Raw genomic sequence first — 24,916 nt, 5'->3', positions numbered from 1 at the left:
CCCCGATCAGTCGCGGAAGTTGTTGAACTGGAGAGGAATATCGAGCTCTGCTTCCTTCAAAAGGGCAATGGCTGTCTGCAGGTCATCACGTTTTTTCCCTTTCACCCGCACTTTGTCACCTTCGATGCTGGCCTGGACCTTGAGCTTGCCGTCCTTGATCATCTTGACGATCTTCTTGGCCATGTCGGTTTCGATTCCCTGCTTCAATTGCAGATGCTGCTTGACCAGTTTGCCGGCTTTGCTTTCTCCGTCTTCGGACAGCGCCCGGGAATCGATATTGCGCTTGGCGAAGGCCATGCGCAGCATGTCCATCAACTGCTCCAACTGGAATTCCTGCTCGGCGCTGATGGTGATGCCTTTGTCGTCCAGTTCGATGTCCGCTTCCACGTTCTTGAAGTCCCAGCGATTGCCCAGCTCGCGCTTGGCCTGGTCCACGGCGTTGGTCACTTCGTGCATGTCGATTTCAGAAACGATGTCAAAAGAAGGCATGATGTGTTCTCACTTTTTACAATTATCCACGTCAGGGCACGTACAAAACGCTATACTGGTGCCCTTCTGGTTGCGCAAGGTGCCAAAGCATACCAAGACCGGGCCGGCACCGCATCTGACAATGGACTGGTGAGTAGTAGTTAACAATGCCAAATCTTGATCTTCCCATCCTCGTGGTAGACGACGCCAAATTCAGCAGTATGGTGGTGGGCCGAACCCTCCGCAATGCAGGGTACCGCGACGTGCGAATCGCCAACAATGCCCCTGCCGCGCTTGAGTTTATTGACCAACGCCCAGTCAGTGTGTTGATTGCCGACTGGTTGATGCCGGAGATGGACGGGCTGGAGCTGACCGATCAGGTCCGCCAGCAGGATGAGCAGAACAACCACTACACCTACGTGATCCTGCTCACCGCCCGGGAGAGTGTGGAGGCCCTGTCAGAAGCATTCGACCGGGGCGTCGACGATTTCATCTATAAATCGGACATGACCAAGCAGCTGATCCCAAGGATTTTCGCGGCCGACCGCATGGCGGACCGCCAGAACACCCTGCTGCGCGCCAATTCCCTGTTGATCGAGAACAACCGCGAACTGGAAAGCAGCAACATCATTGATCTTGAAACGGGCCTCTGCAACAACCGTTATGCCCGGAATAAGCTGGGCAAATGCCTGCGGCAGGCGGAATCCCGAGGCGGTGCTTCTGCCTATGTGCTCTGCGGCATTCGCAACTGGCAGGAACTCAAGCGTAAGCACGCTCCCTCGGTGATGAGTGAGCTGGCCGTTGGCATCGCCCGCCGCCTGAGCCACCTGATCCGGCCCATGGACTCCCTGTGCCGCGTGGGCGACAACCAGTACGCGATTATCGCTCACTTCCCAAACAGCGATCATTGCTCCACAACAGCTTTTCGCCGCGTATTCGACGGCATTAACCACAAAGCTCTGAAGACCACGGCGGGTTACATCTCGGTTGAGGCAGGCATGGTGCTTTGCAGGGCGGATGCCCAAAACGGCACCCCCTCGGTTCAGGAGATGGAGCGTGCAGCAGTTCAAGGCTTGGTTGATGCCTATGAGACCCGGCGGTTTACCGAGACCAGGCCAGAGCTTGAGAAAGCCTGAAGGAAGAGTGTCGGATTACGCTACGTAACACTGCGACACACATCACAAACAGACTTCCATGAGCGAAAACCCTATTCTGAAATTGTGGATTTAAGCAGTATCCCCCATGGCGGAGGAGCCGAGTAGTACCTCCGCCGCCAAATGGGGAAAGTCCGCAGAATTAACGAATTTTTCAGGCACTTTCGTTCTTTCCTTGTTTTTAAGCCAGCTTCTTAGCTGGCTTTTTTCTTTTCTGCTTCCGTTATACTGATGGCAACAATAACCCCAAGACGTTGCCGTAATCATGAAGACCCTCGGAACCGCCTCCGTAGCAGCCCTAAGACAATATGTCCGCGCCGCCAATGCCCAAGGCCTGGATACCTCAGCACTGTTCAGCAACGCCGGGCTTGATGCGTCGATTCTCCAGACCGACGACGAGCGTATAAACGGCGAGCAGTTCCAGGCATTCATACGGCTGCTTTGTGAACAAAGCAATAACCCCATCCTCGGCCTTGAAACCGGTGACTTCGTGCAACCGGGGTCCTACAGTGTTCTCGGGTATATCACCATGAGCTCCGCCACGCTGGGAGAAGCAGTAGCTCGTATAGCCCCGTTCGAGAAACTGGTCGGCGACATGGGAACGACGCAAATTGCGGGTAGCGGCGATCACATCAAACTGATCTGGGCCTGCAACTACACCGACCCGGTCGTTCGCCCCCAGATGGTGGACAACGTCTTCGCCTCCTGGATCAACTACGCCCGCTGGCTGGCCGACAACAACGCCGCCTCGCCAGTGGAAGTACACCTCGAACACCCTTCCCCCGGGCCGGAGTTGGAGAGCGCCTACACGGAACGCTGGGGCTGCCCGGTACGTTTTCGTTCCAACGAAGATGCCATTGTTCTGCACAAAGACCTGCTGGGCACTCCCCTACGCCAGCCTGACCCACTGCTGCGAAAAACCCTTGAAGCCCACGCCCTCAGCCAACTGGCCACGCTGGAAACCGACACAGCCCTCACCAACCGGGTTAAACACAGCATTCGCAAACAGTTGATGCACGGCATCACCCGCCAGGACATGGTCGCAGACCATCTGGGCATGACCAGCCGAACGCTGCAGAGAAAACTTAGCCAGGAAGGTGTTTCGTATCAGCAGTTGCTGGACGAGGTAAGACAGGCAATGGCGGAAGATTTTCTGACGAACAGCGAACTGGGCATTCCGGAGATAGCGTTGAGGCTGGGGTACAGCGAAACAACGTCGTTTCACCGAAAGTTCAAAGCAGAGACGGGGAAGACGCCCGGAGAGTTCCGGGCGTCACGGGAGGCCACTTAAAGCTTGCGACCCTTGCCAGCCGCAATCCTCAACCGAAGCGCATTCAGCTTGATAAAGCCTTCAGCATCCTTCTGATCGTAGGCGCCCTGGTCTTCCTCGAAGGTCGCAATCTTCTCATCGAACAGCGAATCGTCAGACTTACGCCCAACCACATCCACGTTGCCCTTGTAGAGCTTCAGGCGCACGGTACCGTTTACATAAGTCTGGGTCTGATCGATCAGCGCCTGCAGCGCTTCCCGCTCAGGGGACCACCAGTAACCGTTGTAAATCACCTCCGCATAACGCGGCATGATGCTGTCCTTCAGGTGCGCCACTTCGCGGTCCAGGGTGATGGACTCAATCGCACGGTGGGCGCGCAGCATGATGGTGCCGCCCGGAGTTTCGTAACAACCGCGGGATTTCATACCCACATAACGGTTCTCAACAATGTCCAGACGACCAATCCCGTTCTCGCCGGCGACCTTGTTCAGGTGTTCAAGCACCTCGTGAGGCTTCATGGCCTGGCCATCAATCGCCACGATATCGCCTTTCTCATAGGTCACTTCGATATAGGAAGGCGTGTCGGGCGCTGCTTCCGGAGACACACTCCAGCGCCACATATCTTCCTCGGCTTCCGCCCAGGGATCCTCCAGGTTGATGCCTTCATAAGAGATATGCAGCAAGTTGGCATCCATGGAGTATGGGCTCTTGCCCTTCTTCTTCTCCACCGGAATGTTGCGCTCGTCGCAATAAGCCAGCAGCTTCTCACGGGAATTCAGATCCCACTCACGCCAGGGTGCAATCACCTTCACACCTGGCTTCAGCGCGTAGGCACCTAACTCGAAACGAACCTGATCATTGCCCTTGCCGGTAGCGCCGTGGGAAATCGCGTCCGCACCGGTTTCGTTGGCAATCTCAATCAAACGACGGGAGATCAGCGGGCGTGCGATGGAGGTACCCAGCAGGTACTCCCCTTCGTAGATGGTGTTGGCGCGGAACATCGGGAACACGTAGTCACGAACGAATTCCTCGCGCAGGTCCTCAATGTAGATTTCCTTCACGCCGAGCGCTTTCGCTTTCTCACGCGCCGGCTCAACTTCCTCGCCCTGGCCGATGTCGGCGGTGAACGTCACCACCTCACACTCATAGGTATCCTGCAACCAGCGAACGATTACCGAGGTATCCAGGCCACCGGAATACGCCAGAACCACCTTTTTAATATCAGACATGCCCTTGCTCCAGACTGAACAGAATGGATGTATTAAAAATAAGGGGCGTATTGTACGGGACAGCGGGGGGAATGGCTATTGGGGCAAGAGGGCGACCTCGTTACTGGCCGCGGATGCCCCCGGCAGGGCACCAGGTGGCATCTTGGATAGAATGCACGGTATTCACACCAGAACGTCGTATTCAGACAGCCTGCTGTTGCTTGGAGGTAGCCTCTTCGCGGATGCCATCCCAGCCGTCTTTGATTGAGCGCAGAAGGTCCGCGACTTCATCAAGCTTAGCGACGTCATTCTTGGCATTCGCTTCAAAAAGGGTCCGCTCCATGTAGTCATAAAGCGATTCCAGGCGCACGGCCAGATCGCCACCCTTCTCGAAATCCAGAAAGCCACGGAGGCCACCGATGATTTCAATCGCTTTGGAAATCAATCGGCCTTTGCCCTCAAAATCCTTCGCCTGCATCCTGGCTTTGGCCATGTTAATGCGTTCCAACGCTCCGTTGTAAAGAAGCTGGATCAGCTTGTGAGGATCGGCATCCGTAATGCTGGTTTGGGCGTTTACGCGCTGGTAAGCCTGTAAACCGTTCATAAGTGACCTCTTTATTCGCTTTTCGTGCAATAAACATCAATTGTTATTGCGATTATTCTGTGGTGCCAGCGCAGCAAGCTGCTGGCTCACAAAGTCCTGTGTACTGTTCAGTTGCGAGATCAATGAATCCGCAGCTGTGAATTGACTCACCAAGCGCTCTCGATAGGCTGTAATTCTCTCTTCCAGCCGAATCTGATTTTCCTGAATTCGCTCCAGATCGCGGTTCAGGCTCTCGGTTCTGGTATCAATTGCACCATCGGCACCGACAAAGTTGGTGATCAGATCAACCGTACGTTCGCCAACACCTTCAATAAATTGTATCGAGCCTCGACTTCCAGTCTGATCGCCCAATATTTGTACCTGGAGCCCAGACGCAGCACCGCTGTTTTCGCCCAGAAACAGTGTTTGCCCTTCGCCTTCAGCTGTTCTTCCGTCAATGGTACCCGCAACATCGAGGCCATCCGTGCTTGTGGCGGCATCCAATCCAAACGTAGCCGCGCTTTCAGCGGACGACAAGGTGACCGAAGACTCGCTGCCGTAGGTGGAGGAAGAGAAAACCAGCTCACCCCCAGCCCCCAGGCTCACCTGAACGGACCCATCTGACGCGTTCAGCGCGTTGTTGCTATTAAGCTGAGCCTGAATCTCGTCAACCAGATCCTGTGCACTGTTGTAAGTCTGCTGTGTAAGCTGAAGGTTAACGGAGGTATCACCATTAACCAGCAGTGAAAACTCATCATTTGTTCCGTCAATAGTAACGGGAAAAGTGGCTGCGGCATTCCCGGCAAGCGTGCCTTGGGTCGCAGCCTGGGTCACGTTGATATCATAGGTTCCAGGTTCGGTGTTTACACCACTGCGAACAAACTCTACCTGGCTGTCGGTAGCCCTGCCCTGTTCGGCAAACAAGGCCGTGACATCGTCCGGATTAGCCTTTAACTGCGCCATGAACTCTTCGCGGTCAAATTCCAGAGAGCCAGTCTCGAAATTTGTGGTAATACCCACATCCGCCAGACTTCGGACACTTGCGTCTTCAAGCCCGGGAACAACGCGGGTCAGCACTTGGCGGAGTTGGTTCTGAATACCCCGAATAACGCTATCGCCAGTCAGAAGGCTTCCGCTACCGCTCTCTGCATTGAATCCTGCCAGCGCATCAATGGTTTCCTGCAGGCCATTAAATTTCTCGACAAAGCCCTGGACACGGTCTGCTACCGCTCCGAGATCCTGTTCAACCTTAACCGTGGACGTACCAGTGGCAGTCAGATCAAATGTCAAACCATCAATGACGTTCTCAAAACTATTGGTAGAACGGGTAACCTCTACGCCATTGATACTCATCACGGCGTCCGACGCGGCGATTGTCTCATTGAGACCGGCGCCCGCATCCATTGATGTGTTAAACGCAAAACGGGAAAGCCCCTGGGCATCGGTATCCGTGCCGGCGCTGTCGCCCGATACGGAAATACTAACGGCGTTTGCCGTACCGGTTTCGTCTGCCGATAGCACGAGCTGGAAACCACTACCGGTATCGATTACGCCCGCTGAAACCCCTGCATCAGAATCGTTGATTGCGTTTGCCAGGCCCTGCAACGTGTCGTTACTGCTGTCTATAACAATATTGGTGGTGTTGTCACCAACAGAAAGCGTCATTGTTCCCTGGCCAACACTGGTCTTGTCGCGATCCGCGAATACATCACGCGACGCGAGCGCCTGAGCGCTGGCGAGACTTGTCACATCGACACTGTAAGTACCGCGGTTAGCCTTGGAGCTGTCCACAGACACAGCAACGTCTTCGTTGGACGACGTTGCAGAAAAGGCTTTGAGATTATCTGGAGCACTCAATTGCCGCATTGGAAGGCGCAGCTCTGTTACTGCACTGCGAAGCGTGCCATAGGCAGAAATCAGCGCCTGGGTGCGCTCGGTTTTCTGAGCCAAACGATTTTCCGTCGGTGCCCGTTCCGCTTGCACCAACTGATCGACCAACTCGGAGGTCAGAACACCAGACCCGATACCCAACGATGATATATTTGCCATAGTATGTGCCTCCTCAGGAGGGCAATTTCCAATGCTATTCCATATATCGGCCTGAAGCGGCAAAACTTTGCCTTTTCTACCGACCAATTTTGTAACCACATGTAAGCAAAACACCGCCGGCCCCTTTCGGGTGCGGCGGTGCTGAACAACCGTTTTCAACGTCAGGCCAAGAGCGGCAAACTCTAGACCTTCGTGTTGAATAACGTCAGCGGTTCATCCTGCTGCAAGTTTTCTGCCAACCTCAACGCAACTTCATCCGGAATTTGCCGAATAACCTCTTGGGTGGACTGATCGACGACCTTGACGATCGTCTGTCCCCGCTCGTTATCCACTTCAAACTGCAAATCCCTCTGGACCGTCTGAACGAAATCGTTCAGTTGAGACACGGCATCATCCAATTTCTCTTTCTGTGCCTCACTGCGCCTTTCGAGCCTCTCAGCTTTCGAAAGTTCCTGAGCCCCGGACAACAACTCCGAACGCTCAGCAAGACCAGGTGATGAAGGTGCAGTCAGGGCGGAGGCATTCCTGCCTTCGGCCTGAGATGACGAAATTGCCCGAGCCGGAGCTTGCTCGCTGGAACGAATCAGCTTCAAATCCGGGCCATTCAGGTTAACGCCATTCATAGCTCACCTCGCTATCCTCATACAGCAGTAAACCGGGGCCCAAAGACCCCGGCCTTGCCGTTATGCCCCTGTTACTGCAGGAGGGACAGAACCTGCTGCGGGCGGGCATTCGCCTGCGCCAGTACAGAGATACCAGCCTGCTGGAGAACCTGCGCCTTGGACAGCTTAGCAGTTTCAGATGCGAAGTCTGCATCCAGAATCCGGCTGTTAGCGGCCGACAGGTTTTCGGCAGTTGTGCTCAGGTTGGCGATTGTGGATTCAAACCGGTTCTGGGCAGCACCCAGGTCGGCGCGGATACCACTGATCTGCTCAAGAGCCGCATCTGCAATCTCGATTGCGCTGTTAGCGCCTGCAACAGTACCGATGTCGATAGAAGACACTGACTGGAGGTTAGAACCAACCACGGTGTCTGCTGCAACGTTCAGAATGCTACCAGCGGTTTCCGCAACCGAGGAACTGACTGAGAACGCGCCGGATGAAGCGAACTCAACAGAACCAGAAGCAATCGTGCTGTCAGTGCTGCCAGCGGTCAAAGTAACCGCACTTGGATCACCACTGCCCTGCAGCGTGGCGGTACCGGTAGCGTTACCTGAGTTGGCAAAGTCCTGCAGACGGATGTCTTTACCATCAGCCTGGGTCAGTGTGATTTCGCCACCGTTTGCTTCAGCCGTAACACCAGTGGTGCCTGAGGTATCGTTGATCGCTTTGGCCAGCGCACCCAGGTCAGTGGTAGTTACCGCTGCGGAGATGGTCGCTGTATCGCCACCACTACCAAGCGTGAAGGAAACCGTACCATCGTCAGACAGACCAGCGAGGGTTGCCGTGGTCGATGCGGTGGCCGTTACACCAGTCGTGCCGGTTTCAGCGTTAACAGCAGCTGCAATCGCTTCTGCAGTATCGCCTTGGGTAATACCAATGACCTCAGAGCCTTCAGTTCCAGAAACGGTGATGTTCTGTGTAGCAATGGTGTTGTTGGCAACCGTTGCCACATCAGCCGCAGCTACCGCAACAGAACCTGTGCCCTGGCTGACAGTGGTATCACTTTCACCGGATACGGTGTTGTTACCAAGGTCGGCACCACGAGCACCGGTCACGGATACTGAGATGGTCTGGTTAGCGTTGGCACCAACCTGGAATGACTGAGCAGTGAAGCTGCCATCCAGAAGGTTGAGGCCGTTGAACTGGGTAGTACCGGCAATACGGTCAAGCTCTTGCTTCAGCTGGTTTACTTCGCCCTGAAGTGCAGAGCGGTCAGAAGAAGAGTTGGTAGAGTTGGCCGACTGAACAGACAGCTCACGGATACGCTGCAGGATGTTGGTGGTTTCTTCCAGAGCACCTTCAGCAGTCTGAGCCAGAGAAATACCGTCGTTGGCGTTACGCTGCGCAACGTTCAGACCAGAGATCTGGGACTGAAAACGGGTCGAAATTGCAAGGCCAGCAGCATCGTCCTTGGCGGAGTTGATACGCAGGCCGGAAGACAGACGCTCCAGAGCTTGGTTAGAAAGCTCCTGGGATTTGTTCAGCTGGTTCTGAGCTGACAGTGACGCAACGTTAGTGTTAATACCGAGAGCCATATTGCTTCTCCTTCGACATATGTCGTTATTTCATGGAAAAGGAATGGCGCCCATTTTCAGTTTGGGAGCGCCTCCCTGTTATTGCGCTTAACGGCGCCCCCGTCCGTACCTTTAGAAAAAATTAACGGTATTTTGTAAGGGAATGTAAAAGCGGCAATAGTCTTCCTTATACCGCTATATGCTGACGATTGGATTCATGCCCCAAACATCAAAACGACCAATAAAACCAATACTAATCAATATCTTAAAAACAAAACTCCGAAACTGGCACAACCTTCGCTTACCTCCCTGCAAAACGGCAATTAAATGAACTTCCGCCGGCAAGGCGTCCATTTTGATCGGGCACCGGGTTACCGGCATCTCTGAGCAGGGAGAAATGTTATGCCTCAGATCATCAACACCAATATCGCGTCGCTGAATGCTCAGCGAAACCTGAACACTTCACAGGAAGACTCCAACGTTGCCCTGCAGCGGCTGTCATCCGGCCTGCGCATCAACTCCGCCAAGGACGACGCTGCCGGGCTTGCCATCTCTGAGCGATTCACATCGCAGATCAAAGGCCTCAACCAGGCCATTCGAAACGCCAACGACGGTATTTCTCTGGCTCAGACTGCTGAAGGCGCGCTGGGCGAATCCGGGAACATCCTGCAGCGCATTCGGGAACTGGCGGTACAATCCGCCAACGCAACGAACTCCGCATCTGACAGGAAGGCCCTGCAGTCCGAAGTAAACCAGCTAAAAGGCGAGCTGGAGCGCATTGCCACTACCACCGAGTTCAACGGGCTGAAACTCCTGGACGGCACCTTCCAGGCCCAAAAATTCCAGGCTGGCGCCAATGAAAACCAGAGCATCGCCGTTTCCATCGAAGGCGCCCGAACCGCCGACCTGGCCAACAACACGCTCGACGCGGCCAACGCAACCCTGAACCAGGGCACCGGTTCAACAACCGCAGCGAATGCGACGTTACCCGCACAAAACACGATCGCCACGCAGAATCTCACCATTTCCAGCTCGTTGGACAGCCAGGTGGTGCCCATTACAGCAGGTGACACGGCAGAAGACATCGCCGCAGCCATCAACGACATCGGTGCCACGACGGGTGTGAACGCGACGGCAAGAACATCGGCGACCCTGAGCAACACCGCTACCACGCCAATCGCCGTGCCTCAAACCGTGTCGCTCACCCTTTCCAATGGGAGCAGCTCAGCGACCATTTCCGCGCAGATCACCGATGCAAACGACCTCTCAGCGATTGCACGTGAGGTGAACGCCGCGTCTGGTAAGACCGGCATTACCGCGGAAGTTGCTAACGACGGCAGTATCACGCTGATTCAGGAACAGGGTAAAGACATCACTATCGAAGACTTTACCGCTGCCGGCTCTCAACAGTTGGCGGTACAGGGTAGCGGCGACCCGAGCGCCATCGAACTGACAAGTGGTGGCGCTAATGCCACACGGATTGCCGGTGAGTTGACGCTGGACTCGTCCGTTAGCTTCGCCGCGACGTCTGACGCCACCCTGGCCGCAGGCAGCGTCCTGAACAGTGCACAGAATACCGCCGCCGGCTCTACGCCTGAAGAAGTGGCAGGTATCGATATAAGCACCGTTGACGGCGCAACCAGCGCACTCGCAGTTGTGGATGCGGCATTGGAAACCATCAGTGGCATTCGTGCCGACCTGGGCGCTGCCCAGAATCGACTCGAGTCGACCATTGCCAACCTGAGCACGACCTCTGAGAACCTGTCGGCCGCGCGTTCACGGATTCGTGATGCAGACTTTGCCGCCGAATCCGCAGAACTCGCCCGCACCCAGGTGCTGCAGCAGGCCGGCTTGTCGGTATTGGCCCAGGCCAACGCAAGGCCACAGCAGGTTCTGCAGTTGCTGCAGGGTTAATCGGGTTTCGTCACAGAGTCAAAGGGGTAGCCCCATGCAAGCACAGCACAACATCCATGCCACAGACGCACAAAAAGCCCACATTGCACGGCTACTGCTGCAGGCAAACCTGGCTTATGCCGAGTCAAACAGCCCGACATCGCTGGTTCAGCGTCTCAAGGCGCGGCAGGAATGCCGTGACTACCTGAATGAGGTTCTGGCGCAGGAACCCGGTAACGCAGGCGCGCTGGGCTTGATGGGGCGTGTGGAAATGGACGAAGGGGCACTTGATAAGGCACACACCCTGTTCACGGACAGCTTGAGCCATGACCCGGCACAGCCCCAGCAGTTCACCAACCTGGGCTACTGGGCAATCAAGTCCGAGCGCCCGGCCCTGGCGGAGCAGTATTTCATCCAGGCCCTGGAAATGGACCGGCAATCCGCCGCCGCTTTCGGCGGAGTCGCCCATGCCAAGCGCCTTCAGGGCCAGTTCGACGTAGCCTACCTGCACTACCGCAAACTGCTGGAAATGGGCCTGGAATGGCCGTCTATCTATAGTGGCATGCTGACCTGTGCGGAGCATCTGGATGTGAAAAGGGCTGACACCAAACTGGCCCGCGACGCTATCCTTTTGCTGCGACATGACGGCCTGCCCCACCAGGAAATCGGCCGTTTCGTAGGCGCCATCATCCGCCAGCAATACGATCTGGAAAACCCGAATGCTCAAGTCGCTCTGGACGCCGCCAGCGAGGACGAACTGCTGATCCTGGCACTGGAAAAAACCCTGATGCCAGACCCAGCCGTGGAAGAGCTGGCCACCCTGCTGCGCCGGGCGATTATCGCGGAAGTCGCACAGACTGTTGAACTGCGGGACGAACTTCAACCGCTGGCACTGGCCCTGGCGGTCTACGCCGATCGCACCGGTTACGCCCTGACCGCGGAGGACGACGAAGAACGGCTGGCCTCAGCCATCAACGACAGCATTTGCGCCCAACTTGCCATGGGCGAGCAACAGGATGGCATGATCGGTTCGCTGATCATCAGTGCCATGTACGGCGCTCTGTTCCATCAGAAGTATGCTGTACACCTTGGCCGCTGGAACCTGGTGGACTGGCCGGTTGCCATGCAGGGGATGATGGCCGCGAGCTACTATAACCGCGCGTCGGAAGAGGCCATCAAACAGAATTTCGACGAGAAATCAGCCGAGCTTTGTCTGGAGAAAACCGATGTGCCCCAGGCCTGGCCCAACTGGTCGAAACTTGCCTATCGCTCCGAAACCAGCCTGAAAGCCATAATGGCGACCGAGCTGGGCATGAGTACCGAGCAATTGCCGGAAACGATCCGAATCATGGTGTGTGGCGCCCAGTCCGGCCAGCGCGCCATGGAACTGGCGCACTACCTGAAAGACGTGGAAGTAATCGCCGTGGATGAATCCCTGGCCAACGTTGCCAAGGCAACGCGACTCGCGGGCGAGATGGGCATCAGCAACATCGTGTTCTGGCCCTGGTCCATCGCCCAGCAATTCGTCGCCGATGACCACAAGGTGCACTGGATCGAAATCGGGCGCCTGCCGTCAACAAGCATGACCGAGGTGTCCCTCGCAGCCCTGGTGAGTTCAGCGACCGGCAACGGTGCTGTTGTCCATATGCACACCGCCGTCAACGAACAGACCGATGGCGACAAACAGATCCGCCGCCTGATCTCCCAACACGACCTCAAACCGACACGTACGGCCCTGCGTCAACTCCGACGGATGGTACTGACCAATCGGCAGGATCCGATGTGGCAATCCTTGGTTGCCGAAACCGACTTCTACGGCCTGGGTGGCTGCCGCGACCGTTGGTTCAGTGAGCAGGATTCCAGGCAGCTAAAAGAGCTGATGGCGCTGCTCAGCAACGAAGTGGACTGGAAACTGGCAAAAGCCCGGGACACCGACGGCCACAGCCTCGCCACCAAGCCTGTACAGAAACAGATCCAGGCTGAGGCTCTGGGAAGCGAGGTGCAAAGCTTGATGGGTCAAGGCCTGTCCGTGTACTTCCAGCGCCGGCGCTAGACGTAAGGAATCAGGGATTCACCATAGAGGTGAAGCTCTTCCAGAACATGCCGCTTTTCCGGCGTAAGCTCCGGATCAGCGGCAAGATTCTGCAAAATCTTGAAGAACTCCTCCAGAGACCGCCACCCTTTCTTGGGCTGCATCAGCCGCTGCTGACGAAAGACTTCCCACTTCTCCTGCTCTTCGGATATCAGCGTATTGGGGTAATTCCTGGCGCGATAGCGAAACACCATTTCTTCCAGACGACCATCCTCAAACCGTACTTCCTGCTCTCCCAGGGTTTCTACCGGCTGTTGCAATAGCCAGTTGAGCTTCTCGCGGTCGGTTTTGCTGATAAAACCGCCAGCGTAAAGCTGTTCGTCCGGATCCGTCAGGTCACCTTCATGGGGGTGATCGAAGGCCTGAGCGATTCGGGCTGGCAGATCCGGCGCCTTGCGCAAAATGGCCAGGTGCTCACGCAGCTTGTCGCCGTCCAGTTCCAGCTCGGCAAGCCGCTCCTCAGAGAGGGATTTCAGCATGGTGGCGGGGGCCAGTACCGGGCACTTGTTCAGTTGCACGCCTTTGAGTGGAAAACGGCTGGTGCCCTCCCCTAACTCCGCCTGGGAAGTAAATACCCGCTCACGGATCTGCTCAGGCGTAGCGTAAATCAACTCGCTTGGGTCTTCGCGCAGGTCGTACACGATCACCAGGTTCTTGTTGGTGGGGTGATCAGCCAATGGCGCCACCATTGCGCAGCAACCACGGGTGGCCGGGTACTTTGCGGAAATGTGGAACACTGGCTTCATACTGGCAGTATCCAGCATGGCGCGGGCGGAGTGCTTGTCCTTGTTTTGCAGCACAAACTCAAACAGCTTTGGCTGCTTTTCCTTGATCAGCTTTGCCACCGCGATGGTAGCCTCTACATCCGACAGAGCATCGTGAGCGGCTTCATGGGCAATGCCGTTGGCGACCGTGAGTTCTTCCAACTTGAAACTGGGGCTGCCGTCTTCCTTCTTTGGCCATTGAATACCCTCTGGTCGCAACGCGTAGGTCAGGCGCACCATGTCGATGATATCCCAGCGGGAATTGCCGTTCTGCCATTCTCTGGCATAAGGGTCACGAAGGTTACGGTACAGGGTATGGCGGGACACTTCGTCATCGAAGCGCAGGCTATTGTAACCCACGGCGCAAGTGCCGGGCTGGCTGAAGGCCTCGTTGACCTGTGCGATAAACTCCGCCTCGGGAAAACCGTCTTCCAATGCCTTTTGTGGGGTAATGCCGGTAATCAGGCAGGCTTCTGGCGAGGGCACGTAGTCGTCAGCCGGTGCGCAGTAGATAATCAGCGGGTCTTCGATGATGTTCAGATCTGCATCGGTGCGCACCCCGGCAAACTGGGAGGGACGATCGTGTACGGGGTCGACACCAAAGGTTTCGTAGTCGTGCCAGTAGAAAGAACGGATCACCGAGAGAACTCCTGCATTGCGTGAATCGGTCGAATGCAGGGTAGTGTAATCAAAACATCCCGGTACCGCGATCCACGTAATGCGTGCGCTCCCGCTGAACACCGTTCTGCAGTGTCTGCATGTCCAGCGTCATGCTGGTGGGCAGATTCAGGAACACGCCTTCAGGCCCCTGAATGGCGCCAGGGCCTCCCAGGTCCTGCCAGTCCACAGACTCACGCTGGAACGCCAGGAACAGGTCTTCCGTAAAGCCAACCGTGCCATCGCCATTGTCCACACCAATATCCATGGACAGCAGATTGGTCAGCGGCACACATTGACTGCAGGTTCCGTCTTCACCCGCCAGACCGATCTGGGTTGCTCGGTGATTGGTGGCCACTCCTGCATCATCGAACAGCATGGCGTCCACCGGGTTGCCGTCTGCATCGTTGATTTTCAGGTTCAGGTTGCCACTGAAGCTGGCGATCTCGCCAGAAAGCGTGCCCCGAGCCTGGTTCAGACCAAAGCGGAAACCGGAGAGCTGACCATCCCGTTCAGCCAGTTCAAGATAGGGTTCAACACCCTCAAACGGAACCACCTCGTCCACGTTGTAGGTGTTGCCGTCGATCTGGACACGAGTGTCGTCGCGCACGTAGTGGCCGAGCGCGAAATTCTTGATATCGAGATCGGCGCCAGAATCATCCCCGCCCATCACCACACCATCGGCGTTCAGCCGGGTTTCTGCGTCCACGCCCAGTGTCACGCGGGTAAACCGGTGGTTTACTCCATCCACATGATCCACCGTCATCATTGCCTGCCCTTGCACCTGGCTCATTTCCTGTTCGGAAATAGGCTCCAACTCTGCCAGGGCAACAGGCGACATACCCAGACAGATGGTGAGAGGGACAGCATACCAACAAGCATCCTGTCTCATAGTGTTGTGTCTCTGAATCAATTCTTATTATGACTGCAGGAGCACTATATCCCAGGCTGCCGAGCCAATAGAGTGAGATAGTTCACAGGGCATAGAATTCACTTCAGGCACTGCTATACTGGGGTTAAATAATAAACGGAGCCCCCATGACCACCCGCGTTCTTATCTGCGACGATTCCTCTCTCGCCCGAAAACAAATGGCGCGCGCTTTACCCAAAAACTGGAACGCTGAAGTTACCTTCGCATTTGATGGCCGCAATGCTCTGGAAAAGCTCCGCGCCGGTGCCGGCGAATTGCTGTTTCTGGACCTCAATATGCCGGAAATGGATGGCTACGAGGTTCTGGACGCCATCAGGAAAGAGGATCTCCCCGTGTTGACGATCGTCGTTTCCGGCGACATCCAACCAGAAGCGCGGGCTCGAGTCCGCAAGCTCGGCGCCATCGAATTCATAAAAAAGCCTACGGACACCGACCTGGTTTTAAAGCTGCTGCAGGACTACGGTTTTCTGCGCCCTGAGGATCTGGTTGAAGAACACGAGCAGAGCGCTGCGTCCGATACGACCAACACCACTTCAACCAGCGCACCGATTAGCCTGAACGACTATCTCCAGGAGATCGCCAACGTTGCCATGGGCCGTTCGTCCGACTTGCTGGCAAGACTGCTGCGGGTATTCGTCAAACAGCCCATCCCCCGGGTGGAAATGATTGCTCGCTCGGAGCTCAGCATGGCGATTTCGGCCGCCCAGGCCGACAGCAGCTACTCCGCTGTCTGCCAGGGATTCACCGGCGCAGGCGTTGCAGGTGAAGCACTTCTGTTGTTTGCTGACGCCAGCTTCAATGACATGGCCGAACTGCTCCATTACGAGGACATGGACACCGAAAGCATTCAGGTAGAGGTGCTCATGGACATGTCCAGCATCCTGTTTGGCGCCTTCCTCAAAGGCATTGGCGACCAGCTGGATCTTAAACTCGGTCTTGGTCACCCAACCGTCCTGGGCCAGCATCGACAGATCGGAGACCTGCTGGAACACCACAGTACTCGCCACGAAAAGCTGCTGTGTATTGAAATCAGCTATGAACTGGAAGACCGGGAGATCAGTTGCGACATGCTGGTACTGCTGACAGAAGATTCAGTGCCCTTCCTTGAACAACGACTACAGTACCTGGTGGATTAACCATGGCCATTAAAGAGATCGGAGCAAGCACCTTCCACTGGCTGGTGGACATGCTGGAATCGGTGGAAGTCGGCCTGGTGGTTCTGGACCTGGACTTCCGCGTGCAGGCCTGGAATGGTTTCATGGAACACCATAGCGGCATCACCGCCAGCAAGATTCGCGAGCAGGTTCTGTTTGACGTGTTCCCGGACATCCCCAAAGCATGGCTGACCCGCAAGGTCGACTCAGTCGCCATGCTAAACACCCGGGCATTCACCTCCTGGGAACAGCGCCCTTACCTGTTCCGCTTTCGCAACACACGCCCGATAACCGGCACCGAAGACTTCATGTACCAGAATCTGACCATCAGCCCCCTCTCCGGGCCAGACGGCCAGGTCGAGAAAATCTGCCTGATGGTCTACGACGTCACCGACATCGCCACCAGCAAACGGGCACTGGAAACCGCCAACGAACAACTGGCCAAGCTGAGCATGACCGACCGCCTGACCGGTCTGCTCAACCGTGGTACCTGGGAAAACCTGATCGACGCCGAATACGAACGCTACCGTCGTTATGGTCACAACACCTGCCTGATCATGTTCGACATAGACCACTTCAAAGCGGTGAACGATACCTACGGCCACCTGGCGGGTGACGAAGTCATCAAGTACACCGCCAAGGTTATGAAAGACAACCTGCGCCAGTCAGACAGCCCCGGCCGCTACGGTGGCGAGGAGTTCGGCATCATCCTGCCGGAAACCGATGCCGAAGGCGCCAGGGTGATTTGCGAACGCATAAGGGAGGCCATACAGAACAGCACGGTTCAAACCACGGCAGCACCGATCCAGTACACCGTCAGCATTGGCATCGCCCCCTTAACGGATAGGCCGGAGAATCATATGCAGTGGTTACAGCAGGCGGATGAAGCGTTGTACGCCGCCAAGGAAGGAGGAAGAAACCGTGTGGTGGTATTCGGGGAGCAATCGTAGGTCGGATTACGCAAAGCCGTAATCCGACACCACGTTAAAAACGACTCAATCAGTCCTGCTGCCAGCTCTGCACAGTTTCTTTTCCATGCTTCTGGCGCCACTCGTTCAATACCTTGTGGTTCCCACCACGCGTCTTGACCACTTCACCGGTGTTCGGGTTCTTGTAGGTCTTCATGGGGCGTTTGGGGCGGCTGCCGCTGGCTGTGTCGGCCTTAGCGCCTGAAATGGACGGATCAATGGCGCCCAGAATCTGCAGAACGTCTTTTGGCGACTTGTCATACTTCTTCATCAGGTCGCGAACCTTGTTTTCAAACTCAAGCTCGCTTTTCAGCGCCTGGTCCTGCTCCAGTTTCGCCAGTTCTTCAGAGAGCTTTTCCATAAGCTGTTTTTTCTGGTAGTAATCGTTAATCTTTGCCATGGATACAAACCCTTATTTAAATAACTGCTATTGATTTGCCGATATTCGAAGACCGCAATTAGTTCAGACAACCAAGCACGGAACCTGCGAATGGATAATTTTTGAATATGACGGTTATGACTGAAAGTCACGGGAAATAGTAATCCATAAAACAGGCCATGGCAAAATAATTCATTTACGGAAAAGTAACCCAAAAAAAACCAGCCCGCAGGCTGGTTTTTTATTTAAATAGCCAAAGCGTTTATAAACGCAAATCAGCTTCACCCAGTGGCAATACACCTTTCAGATCAAACAAAACCCCATTGTCCTTCATATATTCGCGTAAATCATGGGACGATCTCGCCACATACTCTCTATGCGGAACCGCTAGAAGTAACGCATCGTACTGGGCTTTCTCCGGATTCTGGTTCAATGTAATTCCGTATTCATGCTCAGCCTCTTCATTGTCGGCCCAGCAATCCGTTACATCCACCTTGCAGCCAAACTCAGACAACTCCTTAACCACATCAATAACGCGAGTATTACGTAAATCGGGGCAGTTCTCCTTAAACGTAAAGCCCATGATCAACACCCGAGCGTTGGCAACCGTATGCCCGGCCTTGATCATCGCCTTAACCAATTCAGACGCCGCATACGGGCCCATGTTGTCGTTAACGCGGCGGCCAGACAGGATAATTTCCGGATGATAGCCAATGGCCTGGGCCTTGTGAGTCAGGTAGTAAGGGTCCACGCCAATACAATGCCCGCCAACCAATCCCGGTTTGAACGGGAGGAAATTCCACTTGGTCGATGCGGCAGCAATCACTTCGTGAGTATCAATTTTAAGCTTGGAAAAAATCATTGATAACTCATTCATTAGCGCAATATTCAAATCACGCTGGGTATTCTCAATCACCTTGGCGGCCTCGGCCACCTTAATGGAACTGGCCTTGTGAGTACCAGCGGTAATAATACCGGCATAAAGCGCGTCCACTTCATCGGCGATGGCCGGCGTGGAGCCAGAAGTTACCTTCTTAATCGTGGCAATACGATGTTCTTTATCACCCGGGTTAATCCGCTCGGGGCTGTAACCGGCGTGGAAGTCCTGATTGAAAGCAAGGCCGGATACTTTTTCCAGAATAGGGACACAGACTTCTTCCGTGGCACCGGGGTAAACCGTGGACTCATAAATAACAATATCGCCGCGTTTGAGGACGCTACCCACGCTCTCACTGGCCTTGACCAGCGGTGTTAAATCCGGGGATTTGAATTCATCAATTGGTGTGGGAACCGTCACAATATAGATCTGACAATCGCGAATGCCGTCCAGGGAGTCGGCAAACGACAACCCTTTTGAAGCAGCCAGCTCTTCGCGGGAAACCTCACGGGTAAAATCCACGCCATCTTTTAGTTCGGCTATTCGCTTTACGTTGATATCAAAACCAACAACGTCCCGCTTTTCCCCAAATGCGGCGGCCAAAGGCAAACCGACATATCCCAGGCCGACGACGGCGATCTTTTTCATGATTCCAACAATCCTTTTTTTACAAATAACTGGTTTACGCCAAACCAGGGATCATTATCCCCGTTAGTCCGGCGGAATGAAATTGGCTTTTCAACGATTCTTTGGCTTTCGCATCACCATGCACAATCCTGATCTCCGTTGGTGGCGACTCAATTCCGCTTACGAACCGCAGCAAATCGGATTGCCCCGCATGGGCGGAGTAACCACCCACTTGATGAACCCGGGCGCGAATCTCGTAACGCTGGTCGTCAAACTCCACCCAGCCACCACGAGGCCCACAGGCGAGAATATCCCTGCCCGGCGTGCCCTTGGCCTGATAGCCCACGAACAACACATCGTTGCGTTCATCCGCCAGCATAGCCTTCAGGTAGTTCACCACCCTGCCCCCTGCACACATGCCAGAGCCAGCAAGCACCACGCAGGGGCGGTGTGACTTTGCCAGATAATCCACGGCATTGAGGTGGTCTTCATGGCTGTTGATCAGCGTAAGTTGTTCGAACGAGAGCGGGTGCCTGCCCTGACTGACCAATTCGGTGGCTTCAGCGTCCCAGAAAGGCTTGAGGTCCCGGTAGATACGGGTAAAATTGGCGGCCAGAGGCGAGTCCACAACGATCTCGAGATCCCGCCAAGGCAAGTCCGGCCCGACTTCATCGCTGCCGAACTCATGAATCAGACTTTCAATTTCATACAGCAGATCCTGAGTACGCCCAATACTGAACGCCGGCACCAGAACCGTCCCGCCGTCCTCAAGGGCGTGCTCCAGCACCGCCTTGAGACGATAACGACGCTCTTCCCGGCTCTCGTGGTCCTTATCGCCGTAGGTGCTTTCAATCACCAACCTGTCAGCACGCTCCGGCGGCTGTGGCTCAGGCAACAGTGGCGCATGGGAAGCCCCAAGATCACCACTGAACACGACACGCTCGAACTCACCATCGCTCTCCGCTTCGCACTCCACATAAGCCGAACCAAGAATATGCCCGGCCCTCTGCAACCGAACGGAAAGCGACTCATCCTTGCCATCGAACACCGAATGCCATTGCTCGTAGGGCACCGGCACAAGACGGGATCGAATCAACCCAAGCACCTTCTCAATCAGGGACCGGTCCCGGGTGAAGCCAATCTTCAGGGCATCCTCAAGAATCTCCGGCAACATAATGGCCGATGGCTCCGAACAGATAATCGGCCCGTCAAACCCGGCAGCCAGAAGATAGGGAATGCGACCGACGTGGTCGATGTGCACATGGGTAACCACCAGCGCACGGATATGGCTAATGGAGAAATCAATGGCGAGATTCGACGCACTCGCGCCGTTACCGGCTTCCGCACCCTGGAACAGGCCGCAATCAATCAGAATACCGGAACTGCCAACGACCAACTCGTGGCAAGAACCGGTTACACCTGACACCGCTCCGTGGTGTTTTATATCGATCATTCAACACATCCTTGTTATTCACAATTCGCTTTCTGCCAGTATATTCCCAAACAGCTCAAAATCCCCAGACAAACGGGATCAAACCGATAGCGGTTGAGCCTACGAGCAGGCTCAACGGAAAGCCCAAACGCACGTAATCCATAAACTGGTAGCGGCCGGGGCCATAAACCATGAGATTGGTCTGATAACCCAGAGGCGTAATAAACGACGCCGAAGCAGCGAACATTACGGCCACGGCAAACGGCAGGAAATGAACGCCTAATTGTTCAGACACCGCCAACGCAATCGGAAACATAAGCACCGCTGCCGCGTTGTTGGTGATAGCTTCGGTAAAGGCAGCGGTGAGGATATACACCAACGCCAGAGCGAGCCAGGGCGTGAGCGGGCCGAACAGGCCCAGCAGGCTGGAGGCTACCCACTCGGCCCCACCGGTTTCCGTCATGGCATTGCCTAGCGCAAAAGAGGCCGAAATCACCACCAGTACTGGCAAATCCACACTACGGCGGGCACGGCTGGCCGTAATGCACCCAGTGACAATCATTGCGCCCGCGGCCAGGAAGGCCGCCTCTATAATCTGTAATAGCCCGGTAGCACTGGCCACAACCATCAACAACAAAATTCCCAGCGCCCGGGGCGCCCGGTGAAAATCCGGTGGCGTGGAATCGTTCAGGGCGCTGACCAACAAAAAGTCCCGGCGGAAGCGGTACTGTTCTACAAATTGGTGACTGGCCTCCAATAAAAGGGTATCGCCCATCCGGAAGGTGATATCCCCCAGTTTACCAGGCACCCTACTCCCCTCACGCGAAACTGAGAGAATCGCGGCGTTAAAGCGAGTACGGAAACGGCTTTCCCGCACGGTCTTCCCCAGAGCCGTGAATTCCTGTCCCAGCACCACTTCCACCAGGCAGCGCTGATGGTTCGCCAGATCCAGCTTCTGGATACTGGCATGGGCTGGTTTCAGGCCTTGAATCCGACGCAACTCACTGGCGCATTCCGGCGCGCCCACAAAATACAACCTATCCCCCGGTTGCAGCATCCGATCCGGCTCCACCGCCGTAATCAGCCGGCCACCCCGGTCGATCTCCGTCAGGTAACCGTAATTCAGTGCGCGCAAACCAGCCTGAGCCACGGTTTTGCCCACCAACGGGCCAGCGGCGTCCACTTCCACCTCTACGCCGTATTCCCGAACCTGCTCCAGTTCCTCCCGCATGCCTCCCCGGTCCGGCAATATGCGAGATGCCACCAGCACCAAATAGCATCCACCCACCAACAACAGCGGCACGCCCACCCAGGCCAACTCAAACAACCCCAGATTAATACCCAGGCGCGCCTGCAGCATGCCATCCACCACCAGGTTGGTGCTGGTACCAATCAACGTGCAGGTGCCGCCCAGAATGGCGGCGTAGCTCAAGGGTAAGAGAAGGCGTGAGGATGGAATACCCAGACGCTGGGCCCAGTCCTGAATGGCGGGGATGAACATCGCCACAACGGCCGTATTGTTCATGAAGCCGCTGAGGATACCAGTCGGCGCGAGCATCCGAAGCTGCGCGCCTTTCTCGGTTTTCGGATGCCCGAGTAGCAAACGGGCAATCCACTGAACGGCCCCGGTTTCTTTCAGGCCGGCGGCTACCACATAGAGCGTTGCAATGGTAATCACGCCCGGGTTTGCAAACCCTGCCAACGCGTCAGCGGGCCCCAGGATGCCGGTAATCAACAGGAACGCCAGGGCCGCCATCAGCACCAGATCGGCCGACACCCGTGTAATCACCAATGCTGCCAGAACCGAGAACAAGGTAAGCAGGGTAACAATGGCTTCCCACGCCATAGGCGCTTACGCTCCGGTGGCTTGTGGCGACGTAAAGATCAACTGCCGGTCCAGCAGGTAGCTGATCAAGCGGTTCACACATTCATCCACCGACATCTGCGAGGTATCCAGGCGCACTTCCGGTCGCTCAGGCGCCTCATAGGGGGAATCGATACCCGTAAAGTGTTTGATCTTTCCCGCCCTGGCCTTTTCATAAAGCCCCTTTGGATCCCGCTCTTCACACGTCTGAAGCGGGGTATCCATGAACACCTCAATGAACTCACCCGCCGGGAACAGGTTACGCACCAAGCGCCTATCACTGGTGAAGGGTGAGATAAACGCACTGAGAACAATCACGCCGGAATCGGTGAACAACTTACTCACCTCGCCAATACGGCGAATGTTCTCAACACGGTCTTCATCAGAAAACCCCAGATCCCTGTTCAGGCCATGGCGGACATTGTCACCATCCAACAGGAAGGTGTGATAGCCACGCTCAAACAAGGCCACATCCAGCGCATTAGCAATGGTGGACTTACCGGAACCACTCAGCCCGGTAAACCACAACAGGCACGGGCTCTGGTTCTTGATGGAAGCACGGTCCGCCCGGGTGACTTTCTGGTGATGCCAGACGATATTTTCAGACATGAAACAGCAACCTTGCTCTTGAAACGTATTTTCTTACACAGACAACCGGTGCACTTTATCGCCCTGGCGATCCGCAGCCACAACATCGGACTGCCCGTTACACCACACCAGGTCCTCCAGGTTGCCGTTGGGCGCGTAACCCGTTTTGGCATTCTTAAGTACTTCGATAATCGCGCTGCAATCGAATGCCTGGCTCGCTCGCTGCAACTGACTGAGGAAGTCTTCTACCTGCTCCCAGGGAAGATAAACTTCCCGTGCCATCATGATTCGTGGGTGCGAAGTACCTTGCGGATCGTCACCAATCAACAGTTCTTCATACAGCTTTTCCCCAGGGCGAAGGCCGCTAAAGGTCACCTCAATATCACCTGCGGGATGGCTTTCCGTTTTCTCTTCCAGCCCCATGAGGTGAATCATCTTGCGAGCCAGGTCCGCAATCTTCACCGGCTCGCCCATATCAAGCACAAACACCTCGCCACCCAAGCCAATACTGCCGGCCTGGAGAACCAGTTGGCTGGCTTCAGGAATGGTCATGAAGTACCGGATAATGTCCGGATGGGTAACGGTAACCGGGCCACCATCGCGAATCTGATCCCGGAAAAGCGGCACTACAGAACCGGAAGAGCCGAGTACGTTGCCGAAACGCACCATGGAGAACACCGTCTTTTTCTGCCGCTGTGCCAAAGCCTGCAGCACCAGTTCCGCCAGCCGCTTGCTGGCCCCCATCACGTTGGTGGGGCGAACCGCCTTGTCCGTGGAAATCAGCACAAAACGCTCAACACCGGCTGCAATAGCGGCTTCAGCCGTGTGCCAGGTGCCAAACACGTTATTCTGTACGCCTTCTATCACGTTGTGTTCAACCAAGGGTACGTGCTTATAGGCGGCTGCGTGGTAGACCGTCTGCACACCAAACGCCCTCATGGCAGACTCGCAGCGGCGCCGATGCCCCACATTACCGAGTAAGGGATGCAACTCTACTCCTAGTCCCTCCACCCGATTGATGGAACTCAGCTCACGCTCAATGGCGTACAGGGAAAATTCAGACTGCTCGAACAGTACCAACGCGCGCGGACGATGACGAATAATCTGGCGGCACAACTCTGAGCCAATCGAACCGCCCGCGCCAGTGACCATCACGGATTTTTGGTACAGACTCTTGGCTACAACGGCAGAGTCCGGCCGAACCGGGTCTCGCCCCAGCAGGTCTTCTATCTCCAGATCCCGGATGTCATTAATCCGCGCCTGGCCCGCCACCAGTTCCGACATGGACGGAACAGTCTGGACCGGGATCGACAAAGGCTCGAGCTGCTTCAGCAGTTTCTTGCGATCAATCTGTGTACCTTCGTCCAGCGCCAGCAATATCCGCTGCACATGGTGCTTCGGCATATGCTTGGCGATGTGGTTAATGCTGACGACGGGCAAGCCATTGATCATGGACTTGTGATTGGCGCGGTCAAATGACACAAAAACAACCGGTCGATACTCGGTGCCTTGCTCAAGAGCCGATGCCAGTTGCATGCCTGTTTCGCCAGCACCCACGATGGCAACCGCTTCTTTCGCCATCTGCTTGGGATGGTTCACGATCATCCGCACACCCAGACGGGTGCCGCTCACAAACAGGAATGCCAAAGCCCCATAGATGATGGGAACCGAACGGGGCACAAACACCTGCAATAGGTAGCCCAGAATGATCAGAGATACGCTGGAGGCAATGACCCCATAGATAATGGTGAGGAATGCTCTATCACCCAAATAACGAATGAC

The 24,916-nt window shown here is 55.6% G+C and carries 20 protein-coding genes; 6 read left to right on the top strand and 14 right to left on the bottom strand.

Annotation, left to right across the window (positions count from 1 at the left end):
• Nucleotides 1-6 precede the first annotated feature (6 nt).
• Nucleotides 7-489, bottom strand: a complete 483-nt coding sequence (locus AXW11_RS12630; protein ID WP_075196455.1) for a YajQ family cyclic di-GMP-binding protein — start codon at nt 487-489, stop codon at nt 7-9.
• Between the two features lie 146 nt (nt 490-635).
• On the opposite strand from AXW11_RS12630, the gene AXW11_RS12625 reads away from it, so the two are divergent.
• Complete coding sequence (locus AXW11_RS12625) at nt 636-1,604, top strand: response regulator (protein WP_007155700.1); 969 nt, start codon at nt 636-638, stop codon at nt 1,602-1,604.
• Nucleotides 1,605-1,887: 283 nt separating this feature from the next.
• A complete protein-coding gene (locus AXW11_RS12620; RefSeq protein WP_075196456.1) occupies nt 1,888-2,913 on the top strand; it encodes an AraC family transcriptional regulator in 1,026 nt (341 codons plus the stop codon).
• Here AXW11_RS12620 and AXW11_RS12615 read toward each other — a convergent pair.
• From AXW11_RS12615 to AXW11_RS12595, 5 genes are all read right to left on the bottom strand, one after another.
• The gene (locus tag AXW11_RS12615) at nt 2,910-4,121 is read right to left on the bottom strand and encodes an argininosuccinate synthase (protein WP_036210071.1); all 1,212 of its coding nucleotides are present in this window, start codon (nt 4,119-4,121) and stop codon (nt 2,910-2,912) included. The two genes, AXW11_RS12620 and AXW11_RS12615, sit on opposite strands and share 4 nt — an antisense overlap.
• 181 nt (nt 4,122-4,302) lie before the next feature.
• Nucleotides 4,303-4,704 carry a flagellar export chaperone FliS gene (gene fliS, locus AXW11_RS12610; RefSeq protein WP_007154096.1) on the bottom strand — a complete coding sequence of 134 codons (402 nt, stop codon included), beginning with the start codon at nt 4,702-4,704 and terminating at the stop codon, nt 4,303-4,305.
• 36 nt (nt 4,705-4,740) lie between these two features.
• Complete coding sequence (fliD, locus tag AXW11_RS12605; protein ID WP_075196457.1) at nt 4,741-6,732, bottom strand: flagellar filament capping protein FliD; 1,992 nt, start codon at nt 6,730-6,732, stop codon at nt 4,741-4,743.
• A 182-nt stretch (nt 6,733-6,914) separates the two neighbouring features.
• Entirely contained in the window at nt 6,915-7,355 is a 441-nt protein-coding gene (locus AXW11_RS12600; RefSeq protein WP_041332462.1) for a flagellar protein FlaG, read from the bottom strand.
• A gap of 71 nt (nt 7,356-7,426) precedes the next feature.
• On the bottom strand, nt 7,427-8,929 hold the full coding sequence (locus tag AXW11_RS12595) for a flagellin N-terminal helical domain-containing protein (RefSeq protein WP_007154099.1): 1,503 nt from the start codon (nt 8,927-8,929) through the stop codon (nt 7,427-7,429).
• A 381-nt stretch (nt 8,930-9,310) separates the two neighbouring features.
• Here AXW11_RS12595 and AXW11_RS12590 point away from each other — a divergent pair, with 381 nt between their 5' ends.
• Both AXW11_RS12590 and AXW11_RS12585 read left to right on the top strand, forming a co-directional pair.
• Nucleotides 9,311-10,822, top strand: a complete 1,512-nt coding sequence (locus tag AXW11_RS12590) for a flagellin N-terminal helical domain-containing protein (protein WP_075196458.1) — start codon at nt 9,311-9,313, stop codon at nt 10,820-10,822.
• Nucleotides 10,823-10,856: 34 nt separating this feature from the next.
• Nucleotides 10,857-12,854: a tetratricopeptide repeat protein gene (locus AXW11_RS12585; protein ID WP_075196459.1), complete on the top strand. Its 1,998-nt coding sequence runs from the start codon at nt 10,857-10,859 to the stop codon at nt 12,852-12,854.
• Here AXW11_RS12585 and sbcB read toward each other — a convergent pair.
• On the bottom strand, nt 12,851-14,296 hold the full coding sequence (gene sbcB, locus AXW11_RS12580) for an exodeoxyribonuclease I (protein ID WP_075196460.1): 1,446 nt from the start codon (nt 14,294-14,296) through the stop codon (nt 12,851-12,853). The genes AXW11_RS12585 and sbcB overlap by 4 nt on opposite strands.
• 49 nt (nt 14,297-14,345) lie before the next feature.
• Complete coding sequence (locus AXW11_RS12575; RefSeq protein WP_036210042.1) at nt 14,346-15,206, bottom strand: hypothetical protein; 861 nt, start codon at nt 15,204-15,206, stop codon at nt 14,346-14,348.
• Nucleotides 15,207-15,352: 146 nt separating this feature from the next.
• Here AXW11_RS12575 and AXW11_RS12570 point away from each other — a divergent pair, with 146 nt between their 5' ends.
• Together AXW11_RS12570 and AXW11_RS12565 are read left to right on the top strand one after the other, a co-directional pair.
• Complete coding sequence (locus AXW11_RS12570; RefSeq protein WP_041332458.1) at nt 15,353-16,381, top strand: response regulator; 1,029 nt, start codon at nt 15,353-15,355, stop codon at nt 16,379-16,381.
• A gap of 2 nt (nt 16,382-16,383) precedes the next feature.
• Complete coding sequence (locus AXW11_RS12565) at nt 16,384-17,349, top strand: sensor domain-containing diguanylate cyclase (protein WP_075196461.1); 966 nt, start codon at nt 16,384-16,386, stop codon at nt 17,347-17,349.
• A gap of 49 nt (nt 17,350-17,398) precedes the next feature.
• On the opposite strand, the gene AXW11_RS12560 is transcribed toward AXW11_RS12565, so the two are convergent.
• From AXW11_RS12560 to AXW11_RS12535, 6 genes are all read right to left on the bottom strand, one after another.
• Nucleotides 17,399-17,767, bottom strand: a complete 369-nt coding sequence (locus tag AXW11_RS12560; RefSeq protein ID WP_007154106.1) for a histone-like nucleoid-structuring protein, MvaT/MvaU family — start codon at nt 17,765-17,767, stop codon at nt 17,399-17,401.
• Nucleotides 17,768-18,008: 241 nt separating this feature from the next.
• Nucleotides 18,009-19,271: a Vi polysaccharide biosynthesis UDP-N-acetylglucosamine C-6 dehydrogenase TviB gene (tviB, locus tag AXW11_RS12555; RefSeq protein ID WP_075196462.1), complete on the bottom strand. Its 1,263-nt coding sequence runs from the start codon at nt 19,269-19,271 to the stop codon at nt 18,009-18,011.
• Nucleotides 19,272-19,305: 34 nt separating this feature from the next.
• Nucleotides 19,306-20,703 carry an MBL fold metallo-hydrolase RNA specificity domain-containing protein gene (locus tag AXW11_RS12550; protein ID WP_075196463.1) on the bottom strand — a complete coding sequence of 466 codons (1,398 nt, stop codon included), beginning with the start codon at nt 20,701-20,703 and terminating at the stop codon, nt 19,306-19,308.
• A gap of 55 nt (nt 20,704-20,758) precedes the next feature.
• Nucleotides 20,759-22,528, bottom strand: a complete 1,770-nt coding sequence (locus tag AXW11_RS12545; RefSeq protein ID WP_075196464.1) for an SLC13 family permease — start codon at nt 22,526-22,528, stop codon at nt 20,759-20,761.
• A gap of 6 nt (nt 22,529-22,534) precedes the next feature.
• Nucleotides 22,535-23,155 (bottom strand): adenylyl-sulfate kinase, encoded by a 621-nt coding sequence (gene cysC / locus AXW11_RS12540; RefSeq protein WP_075196465.1) that lies wholly within the window; start codon nt 23,153-23,155, stop codon nt 22,535-22,537.
• Between the two features lie 33 nt (nt 23,156-23,188).
• Nucleotides 23,189-24,916, bottom strand: a 1,728-nt coding sequence (locus AXW11_RS12535; protein WP_286792340.1) for a polysaccharide biosynthesis protein, incomplete at its 5' end; no start/stop codon positions are given.

Origin of the sequence: Marinobacter sp. Hex_13, from assembly GCF_001566815.1 — a bacterium.
Lineage (GTDB): Bacteria > Pseudomonadota > Gammaproteobacteria > Pseudomonadales > Oleiphilaceae > Marinobacter > Marinobacter salarius.
The sequence above is the reverse complement of the archived record's forward strand: the minus strand, read 5'-3'. Positions and strand labels throughout refer to the sequence as shown.